This is a genomic window from Rhodococcus sp. IEGM 1307, assembly GCF_030056915.1.
Lineage (GTDB): Bacteria > Actinomycetota > Actinomycetes > Mycobacteriales > Mycobacteriaceae > Rhodococcus_F > Rhodococcus_F opacus_D.
Genome location: NZ_JASHKW010000001.1, coordinates 517,736 through 536,166, shown reverse-complemented (window position 1 = coordinate 536,166; position 18,431 = coordinate 517,736). Strand labels below are relative to the sequence as shown.

18 protein-coding genes are annotated in these 18,431 nt (G+C 69.4%); 3 read left to right on the top strand and 15 right to left on the bottom strand.

Translation table 11 applies throughout. From position 1 onward, the window contains the following. Positions 1–115: 115 nt before the first annotated feature. The 3 genes from QM841_RS02490 to QM841_RS02480 form a co-directional block, all read right to left on the bottom strand. On the bottom strand, positions 116–1,603 hold the full coding sequence (locus QM841_RS02490; RefSeq protein WP_283330787.1) for a DUF4153 domain-containing protein: 1,488 nt from the start codon (positions 1,601–1,603) through the stop codon (positions 116–118). A 78-nt stretch (positions 1,604–1,681) separates the two neighbouring features. Further along, the gene (locus QM841_RS02485) at positions 1,682–2,659 is read right to left on the bottom strand and encodes a HAMP domain-containing sensor histidine kinase (RefSeq protein WP_283330786.1); all 978 of its coding nucleotides are present in this window, start codon (positions 2,657–2,659) and stop codon (positions 1,682–1,684) included. Positions 2,660–2,682: 23 nt separating this feature from the next. Beyond that, positions 2,683–3,369, bottom strand: a complete 687-nt coding sequence (locus QM841_RS02480; RefSeq protein WP_283330785.1) for a response regulator transcription factor — start codon at positions 3,367–3,369, stop codon at positions 2,683–2,685. 258 nt (positions 3,370–3,627) lie between these two features. Here QM841_RS02480 and QM841_RS02475 point away from each other — a divergent pair, with 258 nt between their 5' ends. Beyond that, positions 3,628–4,173 carry a hypothetical protein gene (locus tag QM841_RS02475; RefSeq protein WP_283330784.1) on the top strand — a complete coding sequence of 182 codons (546 nt, stop codon included), beginning with the start codon at positions 3,628–3,630 and terminating at the stop codon, positions 4,171–4,173. 21 nt (positions 4,174–4,194) lie between these two features. After that, positions 4,195–4,461, top strand: coding sequence for a hypothetical protein (locus QM841_RS02470; protein WP_280778547.1), 267 nt, complete (start codon positions 4,195–4,197; stop codon positions 4,459–4,461). Here the strand turns inward: QM841_RS02470 and QM841_RS02465 are convergent. Together QM841_RS02465 and QM841_RS02460 are read right to left on the bottom strand one after the other, a co-directional pair. Beyond that, positions 4,411–5,007 carry a hypothetical protein gene (locus QM841_RS02465; protein WP_283330783.1) on the bottom strand — a complete coding sequence of 199 codons (597 nt, stop codon included), beginning with the start codon at positions 5,005–5,007 and terminating at the stop codon, positions 4,411–4,413. The two genes, QM841_RS02470 and QM841_RS02465, sit on opposite strands and share 51 nt — an antisense overlap. Continuing rightward, on the bottom strand, positions 5,007–7,283 hold the full coding sequence (locus QM841_RS02460) for an ATP-dependent DNA ligase (RefSeq protein ID WP_491932172.1): 2,277 nt from the start codon (positions 7,281–7,283) through the stop codon (positions 5,007–5,009). The genes QM841_RS02465 and QM841_RS02460 overlap by 1 nt, the downstream gene beginning before the upstream one ends. A gap of 88 nt (positions 7,284–7,371) precedes the next feature. On the opposite strand from QM841_RS02460, the gene QM841_RS02455 reads away from it, so the two are divergent. After that, positions 7,372–8,286 (top strand): ABC transporter substrate-binding protein, encoded by a 915-nt coding sequence (locus tag QM841_RS02455; protein ID WP_280778550.1) that lies wholly within the window; start codon positions 7,372–7,374, stop codon positions 8,284–8,286. On the opposite strand, the gene QM841_RS02450 is transcribed toward QM841_RS02455, so the two are convergent. The 10 genes from QM841_RS02450 to QM841_RS02405 all read right to left on the bottom strand — a co-directional run bounded on the left by QM841_RS02450 (position 8,287) and on the right by QM841_RS02405 (position 18,344). Further along, positions 8,287–8,718, bottom strand: a complete 432-nt coding sequence (locus QM841_RS02450) for a type II toxin-antitoxin system Rv0910 family toxin (protein ID WP_009478084.1) — start codon at positions 8,716–8,718, stop codon at positions 8,287–8,289. 71 nt (positions 8,719–8,789) lie between these two features. Next, positions 8,790–10,424 carry a monocarboxylic acid transporter gene (locus QM841_RS02445; protein WP_283330781.1) on the bottom strand — a complete coding sequence of 545 codons (1,635 nt, stop codon included), beginning with the start codon at positions 10,422–10,424 and terminating at the stop codon, positions 8,790–8,792. Next, positions 10,421–10,783, bottom strand: coding sequence for a DUF485 domain-containing protein (locus tag QM841_RS02440; protein WP_105414256.1), 363 nt, complete (start codon positions 10,781–10,783; stop codon positions 10,421–10,423). The genes QM841_RS02445 and QM841_RS02440 overlap by 4 nt, the downstream gene beginning before the upstream one ends. Before the next feature lie 184 nt (positions 10,784–10,967). Further along, positions 10,968–12,725 carry a sodium/solute symporter gene (locus QM841_RS02435; RefSeq protein ID WP_283330780.1) on the bottom strand — a complete coding sequence of 586 codons (1,758 nt, stop codon included), beginning with the start codon at positions 12,723–12,725 and terminating at the stop codon, positions 10,968–10,970. Between the two features lie 7 nt (positions 12,726–12,732). Next, a complete protein-coding gene (locus QM841_RS02430; protein ID WP_011597296.1) occupies positions 12,733–13,092 on the bottom strand; it encodes a hypothetical protein in 360 nt (119 codons plus the stop codon). Then, entirely contained in the window at positions 13,089–13,883 is a 795-nt protein-coding gene (locus tag QM841_RS02425; RefSeq protein ID WP_005244000.1) for a LytR/AlgR family response regulator transcription factor, read from the bottom strand. Before QM841_RS02425 ends, QM841_RS02430 begins: the two co-directional genes overlap by 4 nt. A 33-nt stretch (positions 13,884–13,916) precedes the next feature. Beyond that, the gene (locus QM841_RS02420; RefSeq protein ID WP_283330779.1) at positions 13,917–15,125 is read right to left on the bottom strand and encodes a sensor histidine kinase; all 1,209 of its coding nucleotides are present in this window, start codon (positions 15,123–15,125) and stop codon (positions 13,917–13,919) included. Continuing rightward, positions 15,122–15,487 carry an MmcQ/YjbR family DNA-binding protein gene (locus QM841_RS02415; protein WP_283330778.1) on the bottom strand — a complete coding sequence of 122 codons (366 nt, stop codon included), beginning with the start codon at positions 15,485–15,487 and terminating at the stop codon, positions 15,122–15,124. Before QM841_RS02415 ends, QM841_RS02420 begins: the two co-directional genes overlap by 4 nt. After that, positions 15,484–16,731, bottom strand: a complete 1,248-nt coding sequence (locus tag QM841_RS02410; RefSeq protein ID WP_283330777.1) for a lipase family protein — start codon at positions 16,729–16,731, stop codon at positions 15,484–15,486. Before QM841_RS02410 ends, QM841_RS02415 begins: the two co-directional genes overlap by 4 nt. After that, a complete protein-coding gene (locus QM841_RS02405; protein ID WP_283330776.1) occupies positions 16,728–18,344 on the bottom strand; it encodes a Na+/H+ antiporter in 1,617 nt (538 codons plus the stop codon). The genes QM841_RS02410 and QM841_RS02405 overlap by 4 nt, the downstream gene beginning before the upstream one ends. Positions 18,345–18,431: the final 87 nt, after the last annotated feature.

Genomic DNA, 18,431 nt, shown 5'->3' with positions numbered 1-18,431 from the left:
CACACTGGTGGGTATGGCACGCGTTCGGCGCGCCACAGCCGCACGGACATTGGCCGGATTCCCACGCAATTGCCTGTGATTCCGGCAAATCCGTCGGCAAACGGCGCGAGAACCGCTACGACCCCACCCGCTCACACGAGCCGACGGAATGCGCGGCCAGCAGTTCCTTCGCGCGACTGCGTGCCGCGTTGTACTCGTACCACTGCGACTCACCCCTCACCTGCCGGTCGAGTCGGTACAGGGCGCACGACCGTTCCGGTTCGGGCAGCCGATCGAGAGCGGGGACGGCGTCGACGGACAGCGAACCGAGGTAGCTCACGTCGATCCGCCCGGTCTCGCCGAACCGTTCCACGTTCTTCCTGGCAACGTAGGCGTCCGGATCGATCGCGGCGAGGAGCAGCACCCCACCCACCGCGGACGCCAGGACGGCACGCGGCAACCACCGCCCCGACAACCGGACGCCTGCCGCGATGAGCAACACGAACACCAACCCCAGCCACAGTTCCGTCACCGTCACGGTCACCCGCAACCGCGTGTACCCGTACTGGTTCTCGTACAGCGACATCCGGTGGATCGCCGAGGCCACGACGACGAGCGTCAACGCGCAGAGCAGTCCGAGCAGCACCCGCACGAGGACACGATCCACGACCTCCACTCGCGCCGCCTTCCGGACCGCGACGGCGATCACCACCAGTGTCAGCGCGGTCACCGCCAGCAACTGCCAGAAACCCTGTCGCGCGTACTCGGCGTACGTCAGGTCTGCCGTGGTCAGCACGTGCGTGCTCCCACCGAACAGCACCGTCAACTGCACCGCGACGAATCCGAGGAACAACAGATCCAGCAGTGCGAGCGGAAACACCCACTCCCACCGGGCAACCGGGCGCCCCGGCCCGGGGGCGAGTGCGTCGACGCGGGGCGTCCGCCTCAGCAGGTACGCGGCCCCCAGCGTGCCCCCGCACACCAGGACACCGAGCACGAACCGCCCGAACGGATTCGACACGTGGACGGTCGGTGCGGCCCTGCCGAGCAAGGCGGCGAAACCGGCATCCGCGCCGGCGAACAGCGAACCGAAGACCAGGAGCAGCACGGCCGTCACGGCCGCGACACCGAGAGCGCGCCCCACGGGCACCTTCCCGCTCGAATGCCACCGCCTCGCACCTCGACGCGTCCACCGCGCCACCCGCAGCGGTGTGAACCACAACGCGAACGACCCGGCCGCCAACCCCGTCCACGTGCGTCCGCCGACGAGGGCGAACGACCCGACCACCCAGCTCAGCGCCACACAGACCGCGGCCAGCCACCCCGCACCGCGGACGCTGAGCACGGCCAGCAGGGCGAGGGCACCGACGATCGCGACGGACTGAACAGTCGTCGGCATCGTCCTGCGCGTGGCGAACACCGCGACGGCCACCGCAGTGCCGGTGACGACGTAGCCGAGGCCGACCACCGTGACCTGCAGCGTCAGCGCCGCGACCAGGCCTGCCGCCAAGGCCGCGAGGACGATCGGCCGTGGAGCCATCGACGTCCGGTCGCGGCGCCAGGCACGTCTCGGCCAGAAGTCGCCCGACGTGGGCGCGGCGGGTTGTGGGGGTGCGATGGTCATGGTTCCCTCCCTGGTTGTCGCTGCCGGATGAAGGCAGGCGTCATCGCGGGACGTCGCGTCCCGGTTGTGGATCGGTAATCAGGCGGCGGGCAGACTCACCCGGATACAGCAGCCTTCGGCGGTGTCGACGACCTCGATGCGGCCGTCGTGGAGATCCACCGCCCAGCGTGCGATGGCGAGACCGAGGCCGGTCCCACCGTCGGTGGAGCCGCCGCGGGTGAACCGCTCGAACACCCGCGACCGCTCGCCGGGCGCGATACCGGGGCCGTCGTCCTCCACCTCGATGATCACGCCGCCGGCGTCCGGTCTGGCACGGACGACCACGCGGGTGCGCGCCGGGCCGTGCCGAAACGCGTTGTCCACGAGATTCGTCACCACCTGATGCAGGCGTGCGGTGTCCGCGTCGGCGCGCAAATGCGGCGGTTGCACGTCGACGGTCACCCGCCGCGGTCGCCGCGGGTCCTCCGACTGCCGCACCACATCCTCGAGGAACTCACGGACCGGAAAGTTCTCCCGCTCGAGTTGCACCGCCCCGCCTTCCACCCTCGACAGGTCCAGCAACTCGGCGACGAGGCGCCCGAGCCGCTCGGTCTGGTCGAGCGCCACCCGCATCCGGGCGGGGTCGGGTTCCTCCACCCCGTCGACGACGTTCTCGAGGAGTGCCTGCAGAGCGGAGATCGGTGTGCGCAGTTCGTGCGAGACGTTGCCGATGAGTTCGCGGCGATACCGATCGGCGGCCTCGAGGTCCTCGGCCATCTGGTTGAACGCGCGAGCCAGTTCGCCGATCTCGTCCCGCGACGTCGACCGCACCCGGCGTGAATAGTCGCCGGTCGCCATCGCGCGGGCCGCGGCGGTCATCGCGCGGAGCGGAGACGTCATGCCGTGCGCGAGGATCTGGGTCACGGCCAACGACACCAGCAACGCCAGGACCAGCGCGTATCGGAACGGCCAGCGAGCGGTGACCCAGAACGTCAGCGACGCGAAGAACAGCGCGGCCACGACGAGAAGACCGGTCTTCACCTTGAACGACCGCAGCGGATCGAGAGGTCGGGGCATCCGGTCCAGGATCCGGCCCGCGCTCACCGCTGCACGTCCAGTGCGTAGCCGACGCCGTGCACGGTGCGGATCAGGTCGCCGCCGAGTTTTCGGCGCAGCGCCTTGACGTGACTGTCGACGGTCCGGCTACCCGCCCCGTCACCCCACCCCCACACCTCCGCGAGGAGCGACTCCCGTGCGATCGCCGCGCGCGGCCGGGAGGCGAAGTAGGCCAGCAGGTCGAATTCGGTTCGTGTCAGATGAATTTCGTCGGCGCCGCGCCGGACGCGACGCTCCACGAGGTCCACCTCGATGTCGCCGACGGACAGTCCGTCCCGCTCGGCCGGCACGGTCTCCTGGGCACGATCGGCCCGCCGCAGCAGCGCGTGCACCCGCGCCACCAGCACCCGCATGCTGAACGGCTTGCTCAGGTAGTCGTCGGCACCCACGCCGAGACCGATCAGCATGTCCGTTTCGTCGGCGCGCGCGGTGAGCATCAGCACCGGCACCGGCCGCGACGCCTGGACGCGCCGGCACACCTCGAGGCCGTCGAATCCCGGCAGCATCACGTCCAGTACCAGCACGTCGGGCGACGAGGCCGCGCACTCCGCAACGGCGGAGGGACCGTCCGACGCCGTCACGACGTCGAAGCCCTCCGCTCGCAACCGCGCCGCGACCGCCTCGCAGATCGTCGCCTCGTCGTCGACGACGAGCACTCTTCGCTGGCTCATTCCCCGACTGTATTGGGCGCACGTGCGGATCCCCGTCAGAGCTTGTGAAGATTCTGTGCAGGTTTGCCCACGGTTCCGCCGCGGGGTGGGAGATGCGCACCCTGGGGTGCCTGTCGAATCGCTCGCGCCCGGCGCAAGCTTGGTCTATCAGCCCAGCTAGACACCCCAAACCACCGGAGGCACCCCATCGTCCACACCGCAACTCGCATCGCGATCGGCGCAACCGCCGCCCTCACGTTCTCCCTCGCAGGAGCCGCAGTGATCGTTCTTGCCGGTGGACATACCGACGGGGCTCCGACCCCGAGTTCGGAGGGGGCCGTCTCGCAGCAGCAGCCGGCTCCGGCGATCGCGCCGGCCCCGAGTCGGATCGTCGTCGCAGACCCCGGCTACTCGGTGAATCCCGGGTACTCGGCGCCCGGCTATTCGGCCGACACCGAAACGGTGGCGCCGGGACCGGGTGTCGTTCCGCCCGTCGTGGCGGCACCGCCCATCGTCCGAGCACCGATCGCCCAGCCGCCGATTGTCCAGCAGCCCATCGCCCAGCCGCCGGTTGCGCAGCCGCCCGTCGCCCAGCCGCCCGTCGTGGTGGACCCGCCCGTCGTCGTCGATCCGCCCGTCGTCGTCGACCCCGTTCACCCGCCGAAGGGTCCGTTCGAAGGACCGGGTCAGGTCGAGCCGGGCGTTCTCGAACCCGAAACCAATCCGTTCCCCGTCGGCGGCGGCCCGAAGCCTGCCCCGCCCGCGGCCCCGCAGTCACCCGGCGGCGTCGGCCCCGTCGACGGCGGAACCGTCGTCGGCCCCTGATCACCGGAGGAAATCCACACCATGTCCCACACCAAGACCCGCATCGCGATCGGCGGGGGCGCAGCCTTCGTCCTCTCGGTCGTCGGAGCCGCCGGAATCGCCGTCGCCAGCGGCACGGCATCACCGACCGCCGAGGTGAGTGTCACCGAGCAGCACCAGGACGAGGACACGACGTCCACGCCCCTGCCGGTCTTCACCCCGCCGGCGCTGCACACCCCGACACAGGAACCGCCCGGGTCATTCGACACCGCGTCGGCCGGCCCATTCGAACCAGCCCCCTGGCGGTAGCTCGAGCTCCGGCGGCTGCTGTCGGTCGTCCGGTGCCTCGACGAGCGCGTGGACCGGTTCCGGCCACAGTGTCTCGACCCGCTCCGCGGCTTCGGCGAAAACGGCGGCATCGAGGTCGGTCCGAGATTCCGGAACCCCGAAGTAGGGCCACGCCGTGATCATCGACCAGCGTTTCGGCGGCGGGAGCGGCTGGAGAAAATACGTCTTGTCCGCGGTGAGCGGTCCGCCGCGCCCTGCCCCGCCATGCAGGCCGTCGGTCATGCGGGCACCGGGAAGGTTCGTGAACACAGTGCCGTCCGCGTACTCGATTCCGAACAGAAACGGTCCGCTGCTCTTCGCCGACCCGGGTTTGCCGAATCCGAACATGTCGAGCAGCACCGTGGACTCGGGCCTGCGTGCCTGGATCGTGAACTCGACACCACAGCTGTACACGTGAACGTCGGTCAGCCACAGCACGAGCGACTCGGTGCGGGCCAGCACGGTGTCGACCGGCACGGAGACGGGGATCTCGTTCTCCGGGGTCGATTGGAATCGGATACCGGTCATCACGAGACCTCCACTTCGACGTCCTCGGGTGCCTTGTCGTCCCTGAGCCCACGCCAGCTGGGGTGCCGCAGTCTCTTCGAGCCGGTCCAATCCATGAACCGCACCTCCGCCACCAGTGTCGGGGTGACCCACACGGCCCCCTTGCGGTCGGCGGTGGGCAGGTCTTCGACGAACGGGCTGGTGTCGGTTTCGAGCGGCCCCAGGGTGGACGCGAGTTCCTGCAGATCCCGTTCGGTGAAGCCGGTTCCGACGCGCCCGATGTAGCGCAGCCCACCGTCCTCGGGGACGCCGAGCAGGACCGACCCGATTCCCGTGGACCGCCCGCCCTGACCCCGGCGCCACCCGCCGATCACCGCTTCCTGTGTGCGCCAGTTCTTCACCTTGATCCAGCTCGACCCCCGCTTGCCCGGCAAGTACACGGACTCGCGGCGTTTGGCCACGACACCTTCCCAGCCCTTGCCGCGGCTCTCGTCCAGAGCGTCCTGCGCGGACCCGTGCAGTTGCGGCGGAACGACCAGGTCGTCCACCTTGGCCGCCAGGGCTTCGAGGACGCGGCGCCGGTCGGTGTACTTCTTGCGTAACAACGACACTCCGTCGAGATACAGCACGTCGAACGCAAGGAAGTGCGGCTCGTTGCCCTGCTGCAGGAGGCCGAAGTTCGCGACACCCCGCTCGTCGAACGCGACCACTTCACCGTCGAGGACCACCTCGTGGTCGCCGAGAGCGTCTGCCAGCCAACCTAATCGGGCGTAGTCGCGGGTCTTGTCGTTGCCCGCCCGGCTCGTCAGCTTCAGCTCGCCGCCACCGATCTCGGCGATCACCCTGATCCCGTCCCACTTCCCTTCGAACGCCCACTCGTCGGCGTCCAGTCCGTCGAGGGTGCCGGGGCTCGCGAGCATCGGCGACAGTCCGCGCGGCAATTCGGAGGTGTGCGACCCACCCGGTGTCTGATCCTTCATCAGATGCATCAGCCACTGGTCGCCCTTCGTGCGGATCAGCGCGAACCGGCCCTCCACCTGCTCGCCGTGCAACTGGACGATCACCTCGTCGTCCCGCCACTTCTCGGTGTCATAGGTTCCCGTGTCCCAGATGGTCATCTCGCCGCCGCCGTACTCGCCCTTCGGGATGGTCCCGGAGAACGTGAGATATTCGAGCGGGTGATCCTCGGTGTGCACGGCGAGCCGGTTCTCCCCCGTCGTCGTCGGCACGTTCTTCGGCACCGCCCACGACACCAGCACCCCGTCGCGTTCGAGCCGCAGGTCGTAATGCAGACGCCGGGCGTGGTGTTCCTGGATGACGAAGCTGTTGCCCGCCCCCGGCTGCACCGTGTCCGGCATCGGCTCGGGTGTCCGTCCGGGATCACGCTTGCGGCGGTACTCGGCGAGGGTGGCGTCGTCCTCGATCGGCGGATCGAGTCCGGCGAGCAGGTCGCCGTCCGACTCCCACCGTTCGAGCACTTCCTCGAACCGCAACTGTCGTAGGTCGGGGTCGTCGAGTTCGTCCCAGCTCCGCGGCGCCGCAACATACGGCTGGGCGCGCCCCCGCAGCGAATACGGCGCGATGGTGGTCTTGGACGGATTGTTCTGGCTCCAGTCGACGAAGACCTTTCCCGCGCGCACCGCCTTGGCCATGGTGGCGGTGACGAGTTCGGGCCGCAGCTTCTCCAGTCCCGTCGCCACCTGCTTCGCGACGGTCGACGCGCCCGAACCGTCCAGCTTCCGGTCGAGCGGCACGTACAGGTGAATACCCTTGCTGCCGCTGGTGACCGGGTACGCGGTCCAGCCGAGGTTCGCGACCAGGTCGCGCACGGCCCGTGCCACCTCCGCGCATTCGGCCAGGCCCACACCGGGGCCGGGGTCGAGGTCGAAGACGATCCGGGTGGCGGGACCCCGATGTGGTCCGTCGAACCGCCACTGCGGCACGTGCAGTTCGAGTGCGGCCTGCTGCCCCGCCCACGCCAGGGCCGCGACCGAGTTCAGGAGCGGATAGTGCACGGACCGATCCGAGTGCTCGATCGCACGGCGCTCCAACCACGCCGGTGCGGAGGCCGCGAGGTTCTTCTCGAAGAACGGCTCGCTGTCCACCCCGTTGGGCCAGCGTTTACGGGTGGCGGGGCGGTCGACGACGTGCGGAAGCATGGCGGGCGCGATCCGCGTGTAATAGTCGATGACCTCGCCCTTCGTCGTTTCCGATTCCGGGTAGAGGACCTTGCCGAGATTGGTCAGGGACAGGCGATGTCCGTCGACCGTCAGTTGCCGGGTTCCCGCAGTGGCCACGCGCGCCTCCCTCCGCCAATACATACATATTGTGCGCCGCGCGGCCGCTTCGCTGGCCGGATCGCTACCCGCCAGGCAAGATGGCGGGGTGCACCGAGGTCCCAAGACAGCCGTCGCCGCCATATCCGCTGCACTGACATTGCTCGCCGGATCCTGCTCCACCGACACCACGTCGGAGGTCGACGCCCAGGCCGAAGCCTCGACGATTCCCGAAGCGTTCACCAAACTTCCGTCCACCCGCGCGGTCGGCGACTGCGCCCCCGGCAGCGGCGTCACCGCGCGGGACGGCGTCGTCACCATCGCCACCGACAGTCCGTCGTACCAGCCGTGGTTCGTCGACGGTGACCCGTCCAACGGCAAGGGCTACGAGGGCGCCGTCGCCCGGGAAGTGGTCGAGAAGCTGGGATACGGTCCGGACCAGGTGCAATTCGAGACAGTCGGGTTCAACGACGCGCTGGCGCCCGGCGAGAAGAACTTCGACTTCGCCATCGACCAGTTCACGATCGTCGACACCCGGCGCGAGACGGTCGATTTCAGTTCGCCCTATTACGCCGTCACGCAGTCGGTGCTGGCGCTGAAGAACTCTCCCGCCGCGAGAGCCAAGTCGCTCGCCGACCTCGCGCCGTTCCGTCTCGGGGCGCAGGTGGGGTCCACCAGTTTCGACGCCATCACCCAGACCGTGCAGCCCCGCCAGGCGCCGGTCAGTTTCACCACCACCGACGATGCCAAGGCCGCCCTGGTCGCGGGCGACATCGATGCGCTGGTGGTGGACATCCCGACCGGATTTCAGATCACCGCCAACGAGGTGAAGGACAGTGTCCTCGTCGGACAGTTCCCGCGCCCCAACGCCGTCACCGAATTCTTCGGCCTCGTGCTGGAGAAGAACAGCCCGCTCACCGCGTGCGTCTCGGCGGCCGTCGATTCGCTCTACGCCGACGGGACGCTGGACGCCCTTGCCGCCGAGTGGATCACCGACACCGGCGGCGCGCACGTCCTCGACTGATCAGGCGTACAGCTCGACGAACGTCTTCAGGGACTTCTCGATGTCGCCCTTCAGCGCCTTCGCGACACCCGAGCCGATGGGCCCGAACAGCGGTGCGCCACCGAGTTCGATGGTGAACGCCACCTCGGAGGCGTCGCCCTTCGCCTTGACGTCGAGCACCATTCCGAGCTTCACGCCGCCCTTGCCGTCACCCTTGAGAACGATGCGGTTCGGGGCGTCGTACTCCTTGATCGTCCACTTCACGCGGTTGCGGAGTCCCTTGACCGTCACGACGGAACTGATCTCGGTTCCGGCCGTGAGGGTCTCGGGAAGTTCGCCGCGCCAGCCGTCGTGGACCACGAACCACTTGTCGAAGTCCTGCAGATTCGAGGCCTTGTCCCAGGTGTCCTGGGGGCTGAGGGGAACATCGGTCTTGACCGTGAGTTTCGCCATTGGTGCAGCCTAACGGCCTGTGAGTACTTATTAACCGCGGGCGGTTAATAAGTACTCACAGGCCGAAGGCATTAGTGGGAGACGGCCTTCTCCACACCGACACCGGTGAGAGAGCGGACCTCCATCTCGGCCTGCTTGGCGGGATCCTCCGTCTTGCCGCGGCCGATGTAGGTGCCGACGATGCCGAGAACGAACGCCAGCGGGATGGAGACGATGCCCGGGTTGGCGAGCGGGAAGTAGTCGAAGTCGGCGTTCGGGAACATCGACGACGGCTTGCCGGACACGGCCGGGGAGAACGCGATCAGCAGGAGGCAGCTGACCAGGCCGCCGTAGATGCTGAACAGGGCGCCGGTGGTGTTGAACTTCTTCCAGAACAGCGAGTACAGCAGCGTCGGCAGGTTGGCCGAGGCAGCGACCGCGAAGGCGAGCGCCACCAGGAACGCGATGTTCTGGCCCATGGCCATGATGCCGAGGACGATCGACACGAGACCGATCACGACGACCGTGATCCGGGAAACCCGCACCTGGGACTCTTCCGACGCGTGTCCGCGCTTGATGACGCTGGCGTAGATGTCGTGGGCGAACGACGCGGACGCCGTGATCGCCAGCCCCGCCACGACCGCGAGGATCGTTGCGAACGCGACCGCGGAGATGATCGCCAGGAAGATGGTGCCGCCCAGTTCGAACGCGAGCAGCGGCGCCGCCGCGTTCTCCTTGCCGGGTGCTGCGAGGATGACGTCGGGGCCGACCATCTTGGCGGCACCGTAGCCGAGGACGAGCGTGAACAGGTAGAACGCGCCGATCAGTCCGATCGCCCAGGTGACGGAGCGGCGGGCTTCCTTGGCGGTGGGGACGGTGTAGAACCGCATCAGCACGTGCGGCAGGCCCGCGGTGCCGAGGACGAGTGCGATGCCGAGCGAGATGAAGTCGAGCTTGCTCATCGAGCTGATGCCGTACTTGGCGCCGGGAGCGAGGATGTCGCGGCCCGCGATGGCCTCGTTCGTGGAAGTGCTGACCGTCGCCTGGGCGTCGGCGAGCAGCTGGGAGAAGTTGCCGCGCACCGCGAACAGCACGAGGAAGAACATGATGCCGGCTCCGGCGACCAACAGCACCGCCTTGACCATCTGCACGTAGGTGGTGCCCTTCATGCCGCCGACGAGCACGTACACGATCATCAGCACACCCACGACCGCGACGACGACGCCCTGACCGACCTTGCCGTCGATGTTCAGCAGCAGGGCGACGAGTCCGCCGGCTCCTGCCATCTGCGCGAGCAGGTAGAACAACGAGACCACCAGTGTGGACAGCGCCGCGGCCATCCGCACGGGACGCTGCTTGAGGCGGAAGCTCAGCACGTCCGCCATCGTGAACCGGCCGGTGTTGCGGAGCAGTTCCGCGACCAGCAGCAGGGCCACCAGCCAGGCGACGAGGAAGCCGACCGAGTACAGGAAGCCGTCGTAGCCGTACACGGCGATGGCGCCGGCGATGCCGAGGAACGAGGCGGCCGACAGGTAGTCGCCGGCGATGGCGAAACCGTTCTGCGGTCCGGAGAACTGACCGCCGCCGGTGTAGAAGTCCGAGGCCTTCTTGGTGGTGCGGCTCGCCCGGATCACGATGGTCATCGTGATCACGACGAACGCCACGAAGATGGCGATGTTGAGGAGCGGGTTGCCGACGTCGGTGCCGACTGCGAGCGTGGTGATCACTTGAGGGGTCCTTCCAGCTCGTCGCGGATCGCGGCGGAGCGCGGGTCGAGTTCCCGGTTGGCGAACTTGACGTACAGCGCGGTGATCACGAACGTGGTCACGAACTGGCCGAGACCGAGGATGATGCCGAGGTTGATGTTGCCGATCACCTTGGTGGCCATGAACTCGGGCGCGTACGTGGCCAGCAGGACGTACGCCGCGTACCAGGCGAGGAAGAACGCCGTCATCGGGAAGACGAAACTACGCAGGCGGTGTCGCAACTCCTGGAACTCGGGGCTCGCCTGCATGTCTACGAAGGCTTGCGCATCAGGAGCGCTCCGCTTCTGCGGTGCGCCCTCACTGAGATCGGCTGTGGTCACTGCAGACTCCTTGGTCGTGTGAAGTGAACTGGTTACCGACGTTAGTGAGAGTTGAGTCACAGAAATAGGTTGTGGTGTCTGTCACACGGCGAGCTGCCGGACTGTGCGCCGAACGGTCACCCGACCGCGACAAGCGGCTCCGCCACCCGTGCGCCTTTCTGGTTGCGGGAGCTACCAAAAAGGCTCACGGGGAGCGGAGCTCCCTCTCGCGGTCGGAGCCCACCTCGAGGCGCTCGGGGGCGTGCATGCGGGTGAAGATCCGGCTGAGGTCGGCAGGAATCTGACGCTTCGTCACCTTGCTGATCAGCACCATCGTGACGAAGGCCAGCGGAACGCTGACAGCGGCCGGGTACGCGACCATCGCCGCGGGCCAGCCGTTCCAGACGTCGACGGTGAAGCCGCCGAGCACCGAGATCCCGGCGGCACAGCCGGCGACGAGCCCACCTGCGACCATCCCGGCACCCGCCCCGGCGGCGGTCAGACCACGCCACCAGATGCCGAGCACGAGCAGCGGGCAGAGGGTCGACGCCGCGACCGCGAACACCAGCCCCACCGTGCGCGACAGGTCCAGCGACGTCACCGCCAGCGACAGCACCAGCGGCACCGCCCCGGCCAGGACTGCGGCGATGCGGAAGTCCCGGATCCGTCCGCGCAGGACGTCGGTGCTGAGCACCCCGGCGATGCTGACGAGCAGACCGGACGACGTGGACAGGAACGCCGCGATGGCCCCGGCGGCCACCAGTGCGGCGAGGAGTTGCCCGGCCCACCCGGAGATCACGGAGCCGGGCAGCAGCAGGACCGCGGCGTCGGACGTGCCGGTGATGAGCAGCTGCGGCACGTACAGCCGCGCGAACACCCCGAGCAGCGTCGGGAACAGGTAGAACACTCCGAGCAGCCCGACCACGGCCAGCGACGTCAGCCGCGCGGCCCGCCCGTCGGGGTTGGTGTAGAACCGGACGAGCACGTGCGGCAGCCCGAGCGTGCCGAGGAAGGTGGCGAGGATCAGCGAGTACACCTGGTACATCGGGTGGTCGCCGCCGAATCCCCAGCCGGGGGCGATCCAGTCGGAGTTGTCGGCGGGAGCGCCCGCGACCACGGGAACCGGTGCGCCCGCCTCGAGGGTCATCGACGTGCCCTCGCCGAGGTGGTGCTCGCCCGGCTCGAGGCGAACCTCCCCGGTGGCCGGGACCCCGTCGATCGTCCCCGACCCGCCGACCGTCACCGGTTCGGACACCTGCACGACGACGTCGGTGGTGATGTCGACGGTGGTCTGCTCGCTCACGGTGGGCGGTGCGGCGGCGCCCAGTTCGTGGTGGTCGCCGAAGAAGTACACCGACAGCACGAGTGCCGGGATCGCGACCGCGGTGAGTTTCAGCCAATACTGGAAGGCCTGGACGAACGTGATGGACCGCATGCCGCCGCCCACCACGTTGGCGATGACGATGAGCCCGACGACGACGGCCCCGACCCAGGTCGGCACGCCGAGCAGGATGTTCAGGGTCAGTCCTGCGCCCTGGAGTTGCGGGACGAGGTACAGCGCGCAGACGGCGGCGACGACGAGCATCGCCAGGGTGCGGAGCCGGCGGGAGCCGAGCCGGAACTCGGCGAAGTCGGGCACCGTGTACGCGCCGGAGCGTCGCAGCGGTGCGGCGACGAACAGCAGCAGCCCGAGGTAGCCGGCCGTGAACCCGATCGGGTACCAGAGGGCGTCCGCACCGTATTTCGCGATCAGGCCGGCGACGCCGAGAAAGGATGCGGCCGAGAGGTACTCGCCGGAGATGGCGGCGGCGTTCCACCGCGGTCCGACGCTGCGGGACGCGACGAGGAAGTCGGAGGTGGTGCGCGCCAACCGCACTCCGTAGATGCCGATGGCCACCGTCGCGATCGCGGCGGCGGCGAGCCCGGCCAGGGTCAGCCAGGGAATGGGTTGGTCGGTGGTCACGGGATGCTCAGTCGTCCACCAGGTCGGCGAATTCCTGTTCGTTGCGCTCGGCCTGCCGCACGTAGATCCAGCCGGTGGTCAGGAGCACCGGGTACACGAGCGCCCCGAGCACCACCCACGGCAGCCGGATCCCCAGCACCGCCACGTCCGACAATGCCGGGAACAGGAACATCACGAGCGGCACCGCGCACAGCAGGCACGCCGCGAGGAGCGCGAGCCGGATGGCCAGCACGAGCTGGGTGCGCACGAGCCCCCGGATCATCGCGTCCCCGACCGCGGTCTGTTCCTGCACCTCGACACGGGTGCGGACGATGCGCGCACCGCGGCGCTGGGCGAGGACGACCCGCACCCGCTCGGGCGAACTCATCGCGCGGTCCAGGTTTGCTTCGGCGCCCGGACCAGCCGGTCCTTGAGCATCCGGGTGTGCCTGCGACTGACCGGCAGTTCGACGGGCGGGTGGTCGCCGTGCGCGCGGAGGCACACGACGAGACCGTTGCCGACGGTCCGGATTCCGGTGACCCGCGGCAACGCGACGAGGTACGAGCGGTGGACCCGCAGGAACCCGGCGTCCGCCCAGCGCGTCTCCAGTGCCGAGATGGGGATGCGGACGAGGTGGGAGCCGTCCGCGGTGTGCAGTCGGGCGTAGTCGCCGTCCGCTTCGACCCACTCGACGGAGGACCGGTGCACGAGTGTGGTGATGCCGCCGAGTTCGACCGGGATCACCTCGTCGGTGGGGGCGGCCGGTCCCGCATCGACCCGCCTGCGGCGCCCCTCGACGATGCGGCGCACGGATTCCGCCAGCCGCTCCTCGCGCAGGGGTTTGAGGAGATAGTCGACGGCTCCGAGGTCGAATGCGGCGACGGCCCGGTCGTCGTGGGCGGTCACGAACACCACCTGCGGTGGGGACGCGAAATTCGCGAGGATCCCGGCCAGCTCGAGTCCGTCGAGTCCGGGCATGTTGATGTCGAGGAAGACGGCGTCGATCTCCCCGTCGCGGAGGATGCGCAGCGCCGTGGTGGCATCTCCCGCGGTCCGGATGTCCCCGACCGCGTCCTGGGCGCGCAGCAGGAACGCCAGCTCGTCGAGGGCGGGTTTCTCGTCGTCGACGGCCAGCACGGTGAGGGGTGCGTCCGGAGACTTGTCGTCAGTGTGGTTCACAACGACAGCAATCGTCGCACGGACCCTCCCCGTTCATGTCGAGATCCCCCGCCGGAACTTCGGGACGCGCATGCTCACCTTGGTGCCCGCACCGGGGGCGGTCTCCACCACGAGTCCGTAGTCGTCGCCGAACGCGGCGCGCAGGCGATCGTCGACGTTGGCGAGCCCGACGTGCGCCGCCTCCTTCACCCCCGACGTCTCGGCCACCGAGTCCAGCGACCCCGACCGCAGCAGTTCGGGATCCATGCCGACGCCGTCGTCCTCGACGCTGATCACGCAGTCGGTGCCCTCGTCGGCGGCGACGATGCTGACGGTGCCGCCGTCCGGTTTGGCGGCGATTCCGTGCCGCACCGCGTTCTCGACCAGCGGTTGCAGCGCGAGGAACGGCAGCACCACGTTCAGCACCTCCGGCGCCACCTGCAATTTCACGGCGAGGGCGTCGCCGAACCGGGCGCGCTCGAGGGTGAGGTACCGGTCGATGTTGCGCAGTTCGTCGGCGAGCTGGGTGAATTCCCCCGCCGAACGGAACGAGTACCGCGTGAAGTCGGCGAACTCGAGGATCAGCTCCCGGGCGCGATCGGGGTCGGTGCGGACGAACGACGCCACCGTGTTCAGCGCGTTGTATATGAAATGGGGGCTGATCTGCGCGCGCAGCGCCCGGACCTCGGCGCGGTCGAGTCGGGCGCGGGACGCGTCGAGGTCGGCGAGTTCGATCTGGCTGCACGCGTACCGGGCGACCTCCGTGACGGCGCCGAGCATGCCCGGACCGGGGTCTTCCGTGGTGACGATGCCGAGGACCCCGACCACGCCGATGGCCTCGATGAGCAGGGGCTGGGCGATCAACCCCCGCACCGCGTTGTCACCCGCGCCCCGGACGAGGCCGCCGTACGCGACGAGCACCCGACGCTCCCCGTCGACGGCGCGGGCGGCCGCGTCGTGCAGTTGTTCGGTCATGGCCTCGTGCGGTCCGCTCCACGCGAGGAGGTCACCGCCGGCGTCGAAGACACCCAGCGCCTGCGCGCCGGTCAGCTGGCGCAGGTGCGGCGCAGCCTCCTCCGCCGACGTCTCGTCCAGCCCCCGCCGCAACGGCCGCGCCGCCAGCGACGCCGTGTGGAGGGTCGTGTGAACGGCCCGTTCGGTGGGTGTCGTCAGCTCGCGCCGGGCGCGCAGCCACACGGCGGTGAACGCGACGACGGGAATGAGGACGAGCAACGCGACGACGGCGACGACGGTTCCCGTCATTCGCCGGCGTCCAGTCGGGCGATCAGGGTTTTCGGGGCGACGGCGCGGTAGGCGTCCTCGACGATGTCGGCGACGTCGTCCCAGTCCTGCGGGACGTCGAGATAGACGCCGATCCATCCGCGTCCCCCGACGTACGGCGGGACGAAGAACCTGCCGGGGTCACGCTGCACCCAATCCTGCTGCGCGCCCGGCGGAGCCGCCGCCCAGAACGCCACCCGGTCGTCGTGGTGGCGGTCGGCGAGTGACGCGAACTGCGGCGCCTTGCGGACGAACCACGCCGGTTCGCCGTGACTGACCCGTTCCGTCGCCTCGGGCAGGGCGAGGCACAGCGTCCGCAGCCGTTCGAGGTCGGCTTTCTTCACGGTGTTCCTCCCTCGGGACACGTGTCGGGGGCGGGCACGTCGGCGAAGCGGTCGGCGATCCACTGCACCGCGCCGGGGACGGAGCGCCCGTCGGCGTGCCCTTCCCCGGGCCGGGAGTCGAACTCGACGATGTCGCCGAGTGCGCACGCGCGGTCGACGGCCTGCGAAGTCCATTGCGGCAGAATGAGGTTGTCCCGCTCCCCCACCACGACGAGCATCGGCCCGCCCGACCCGTTCTTCGGCACGGCGATGTCCTCGAGCCACCCTCGCATGCGCTCGGCGTCGGCCTCCGTCCGCGGCCCCGTGTCGGCCGGGGTGAGTTGGGTTGCCACCGTCCACTTCTCGGGGAGTTTCGCGGCGACGCACGACAGCGTGACGTCGGGAGTGGCGGCGAGGGCGCCGCGCATGTAGTCGTCCGGATTCAACTCGGGGTGCACCACCTTCAGTCCCTCGAGGAGGTACGGGAGGAACATCTTCTGCGGCAACGACAGTGGTTCGACGGTCCCGTCGGCGACGATCCCCGACAGATCGGCCGCGGGTGACAGGTTCGCCGAGCCGACGAACTCGAGCCCGTCGCCGTAGTTCTCGGCGTGCTCGGCCGCGGACCACGACGCCTGACCGCCCTGCGAGACCCCGATCGCCGCCCAGCGCGTCGACGCCTCCGGCACCACGTTGCGCGCCGCCCGGACCGCGTCGATCAGGTCGTAGGCGGCGGTGTCGGGTTCGAGGTAGGGATGCGGGCCGTCGGTGCCGAGTCCCTGGTAGTCGGTGACGGTCACGACGTAGCCCCGCTGCAGCAGCGGGCGGACGAGGTTCGTCGTGCCCAGCAGGGTCGGTGACGACGAGGGGGCGCACTCGTCGGTGACGCCGGTGGTGCCGTGCCCGACCGTGACGACGGGCCTGCCGCCGTCCGGTGCGGGGCCGGCGGGAGTGAACACCGTGCCCACGACCTCCGAGCCGCCGCCGTCGACACCGGACGTCGACCGGTAGACGACCCGGGTGGCGGTCGCGCCGAGGGCGGTGATCGCCGGATCGATATCGGGCACCGGCTCCTGGCTCGTGAGCGCGCCACGCTGATCGCCGGTCGGCGCCGAAGAGCCGGCAGGACCGGAATCCGCGGCCACCGGAGTTGTGGGAGACGGGCTCGGGGACGCCTCGTCCGTGGCGCAGGCGGTCAGCGCCACGACAGCGGTAAGGGCGACCACGGCGGTTCGCACCGGACGCACACCCACCTCGCACCTCATTCGCGACGTCTCCGCACCCGCTCCTCGGCTGCTGCCTCCTCCACATCGAGGCCTTCCAACACGCTACGCATCACCTCGTCGTCGAGCGTTCCCGCGTCGCGGGCGGCGATGATCGCCTCGCGTTGCGCGCGCAGGGCCGCGCGACGGTAGTGGTCGAACAGTGCGCCGGCCCGCTGCTTCTCCGCGGCGTCTTCCGCTTCCTCTGCCTGGAGCCGCGCCCGCATCGACCTCCGCACCCGGTCGAGGATGTCGGTCAGGTCGGCTCGGTCGATTCCCTCCGGCGGGTGTTCGGCGAACTCGACGAGGGCCCGTTCGCCTGCGTCGCGGGAGATCGTGCGGGCCAGCTTCACCTGTTCCTCCTCGCGCTCGCGTTCGCCGGGATCCGCCAGATCGAGTCTCCGGATCAGCAGCGGCATGGTGGCGCCCTGGATCAGCAGCGTGCCGACGGCCACGACGAACGCGATCGCCTGGATCACCTCGCGCCCAGGGAACGGCTGCCCGCTCGCGATGACTACGGGCACACCGGACGCGGCGGCGAGCGTGACGACCCCGCGCATTCCCGCCCAGGACACGACGAGACTCTCCCGCCATCCGAGTTCCACCGAGCCGCCCGGCGCCTCGATCGCCAGCCCGAACCGGCGGCGGAGCCAGTGCAGCAGGATCCACGCCGGCCGTATCGCCATGACCACGAAAAGGACCGCGAAGCCGTAGAAGAAGACGTGGTGCACCGGTAGGCCCTGGTCTCGGACGTCGTCGATGACGAACTTCAGTTGCAGTCCCATGTAGGCGAACACGAACATCTCGAGCAGAAGGTCGACGCTCTCCCACAGCGACCGCTCCTGGATGCGGGTGGCCACGGAGGCGTCGGTGGCCTTGTGCCCCATCAGGAACCCCGCGGCGACCACCGACAGCACGCCGGACGCGTGCACCTCCTCGGCGGCGAGGTACGCGGCGAACGGGAGCATCAGCCCCAGCACCGTTTCCAGCGGGGAGTCGTACATGCGGTGGCGCACCCACTCGACGATCTTGGCGAGCACCAGCCCGATCAGGACCCCGCCGACCACCTCGTAGCCGAAGAACACGACGGGATGGACCGGGATCTTCGCCCCGACGACGGCGGAGACGGCGACGGTGAACAGGGTCAACGCGGTGGCGTCGTTGACGAGTCCCTCGCCGGTGAGGATTGCGATCACCCGGTTCGGCAGGCCGAGCCTGCGGCCGACCGCGACGGCACTGACCGCGTCCGTCGGCGCGACGACGGCGCCGAGGACCAGCGCGGCGCCGAGGGTGAATTCGGGGACCAGCCAGTTGGCGAAGAAGGCCACCCCGATGGCGGTCGCCAGGACGGTGAAGATCCCCAGCCGGAGAATCGGTGCGAGGTGGCGCCGGAACGTGGCCACCGAGAACTTGAGCGCCGCGGAGTACAGCAGCGGCGGCAGCACCACACCGAGGATCGCGTCCGGGTCCAGTTCGAGCCGCGGCATCCCGGGGATGAACGACGCCACCGACCCGATGGTGACGAGGACCAGCGGCGCCTGGAGGTCGCGGCGCTTCGCGAAACTCGTCACGGCAATGGCCGCGATGATGACGAGGAGCACGAGGACGCCGTTCACGACACCGATTCTGCCGCGCCCGCCCGCCGTGTGCGGGTCATCTCCGAAGACGCGCGTGGGCCCCGGTCCGAGAACCGGGGCCCACGC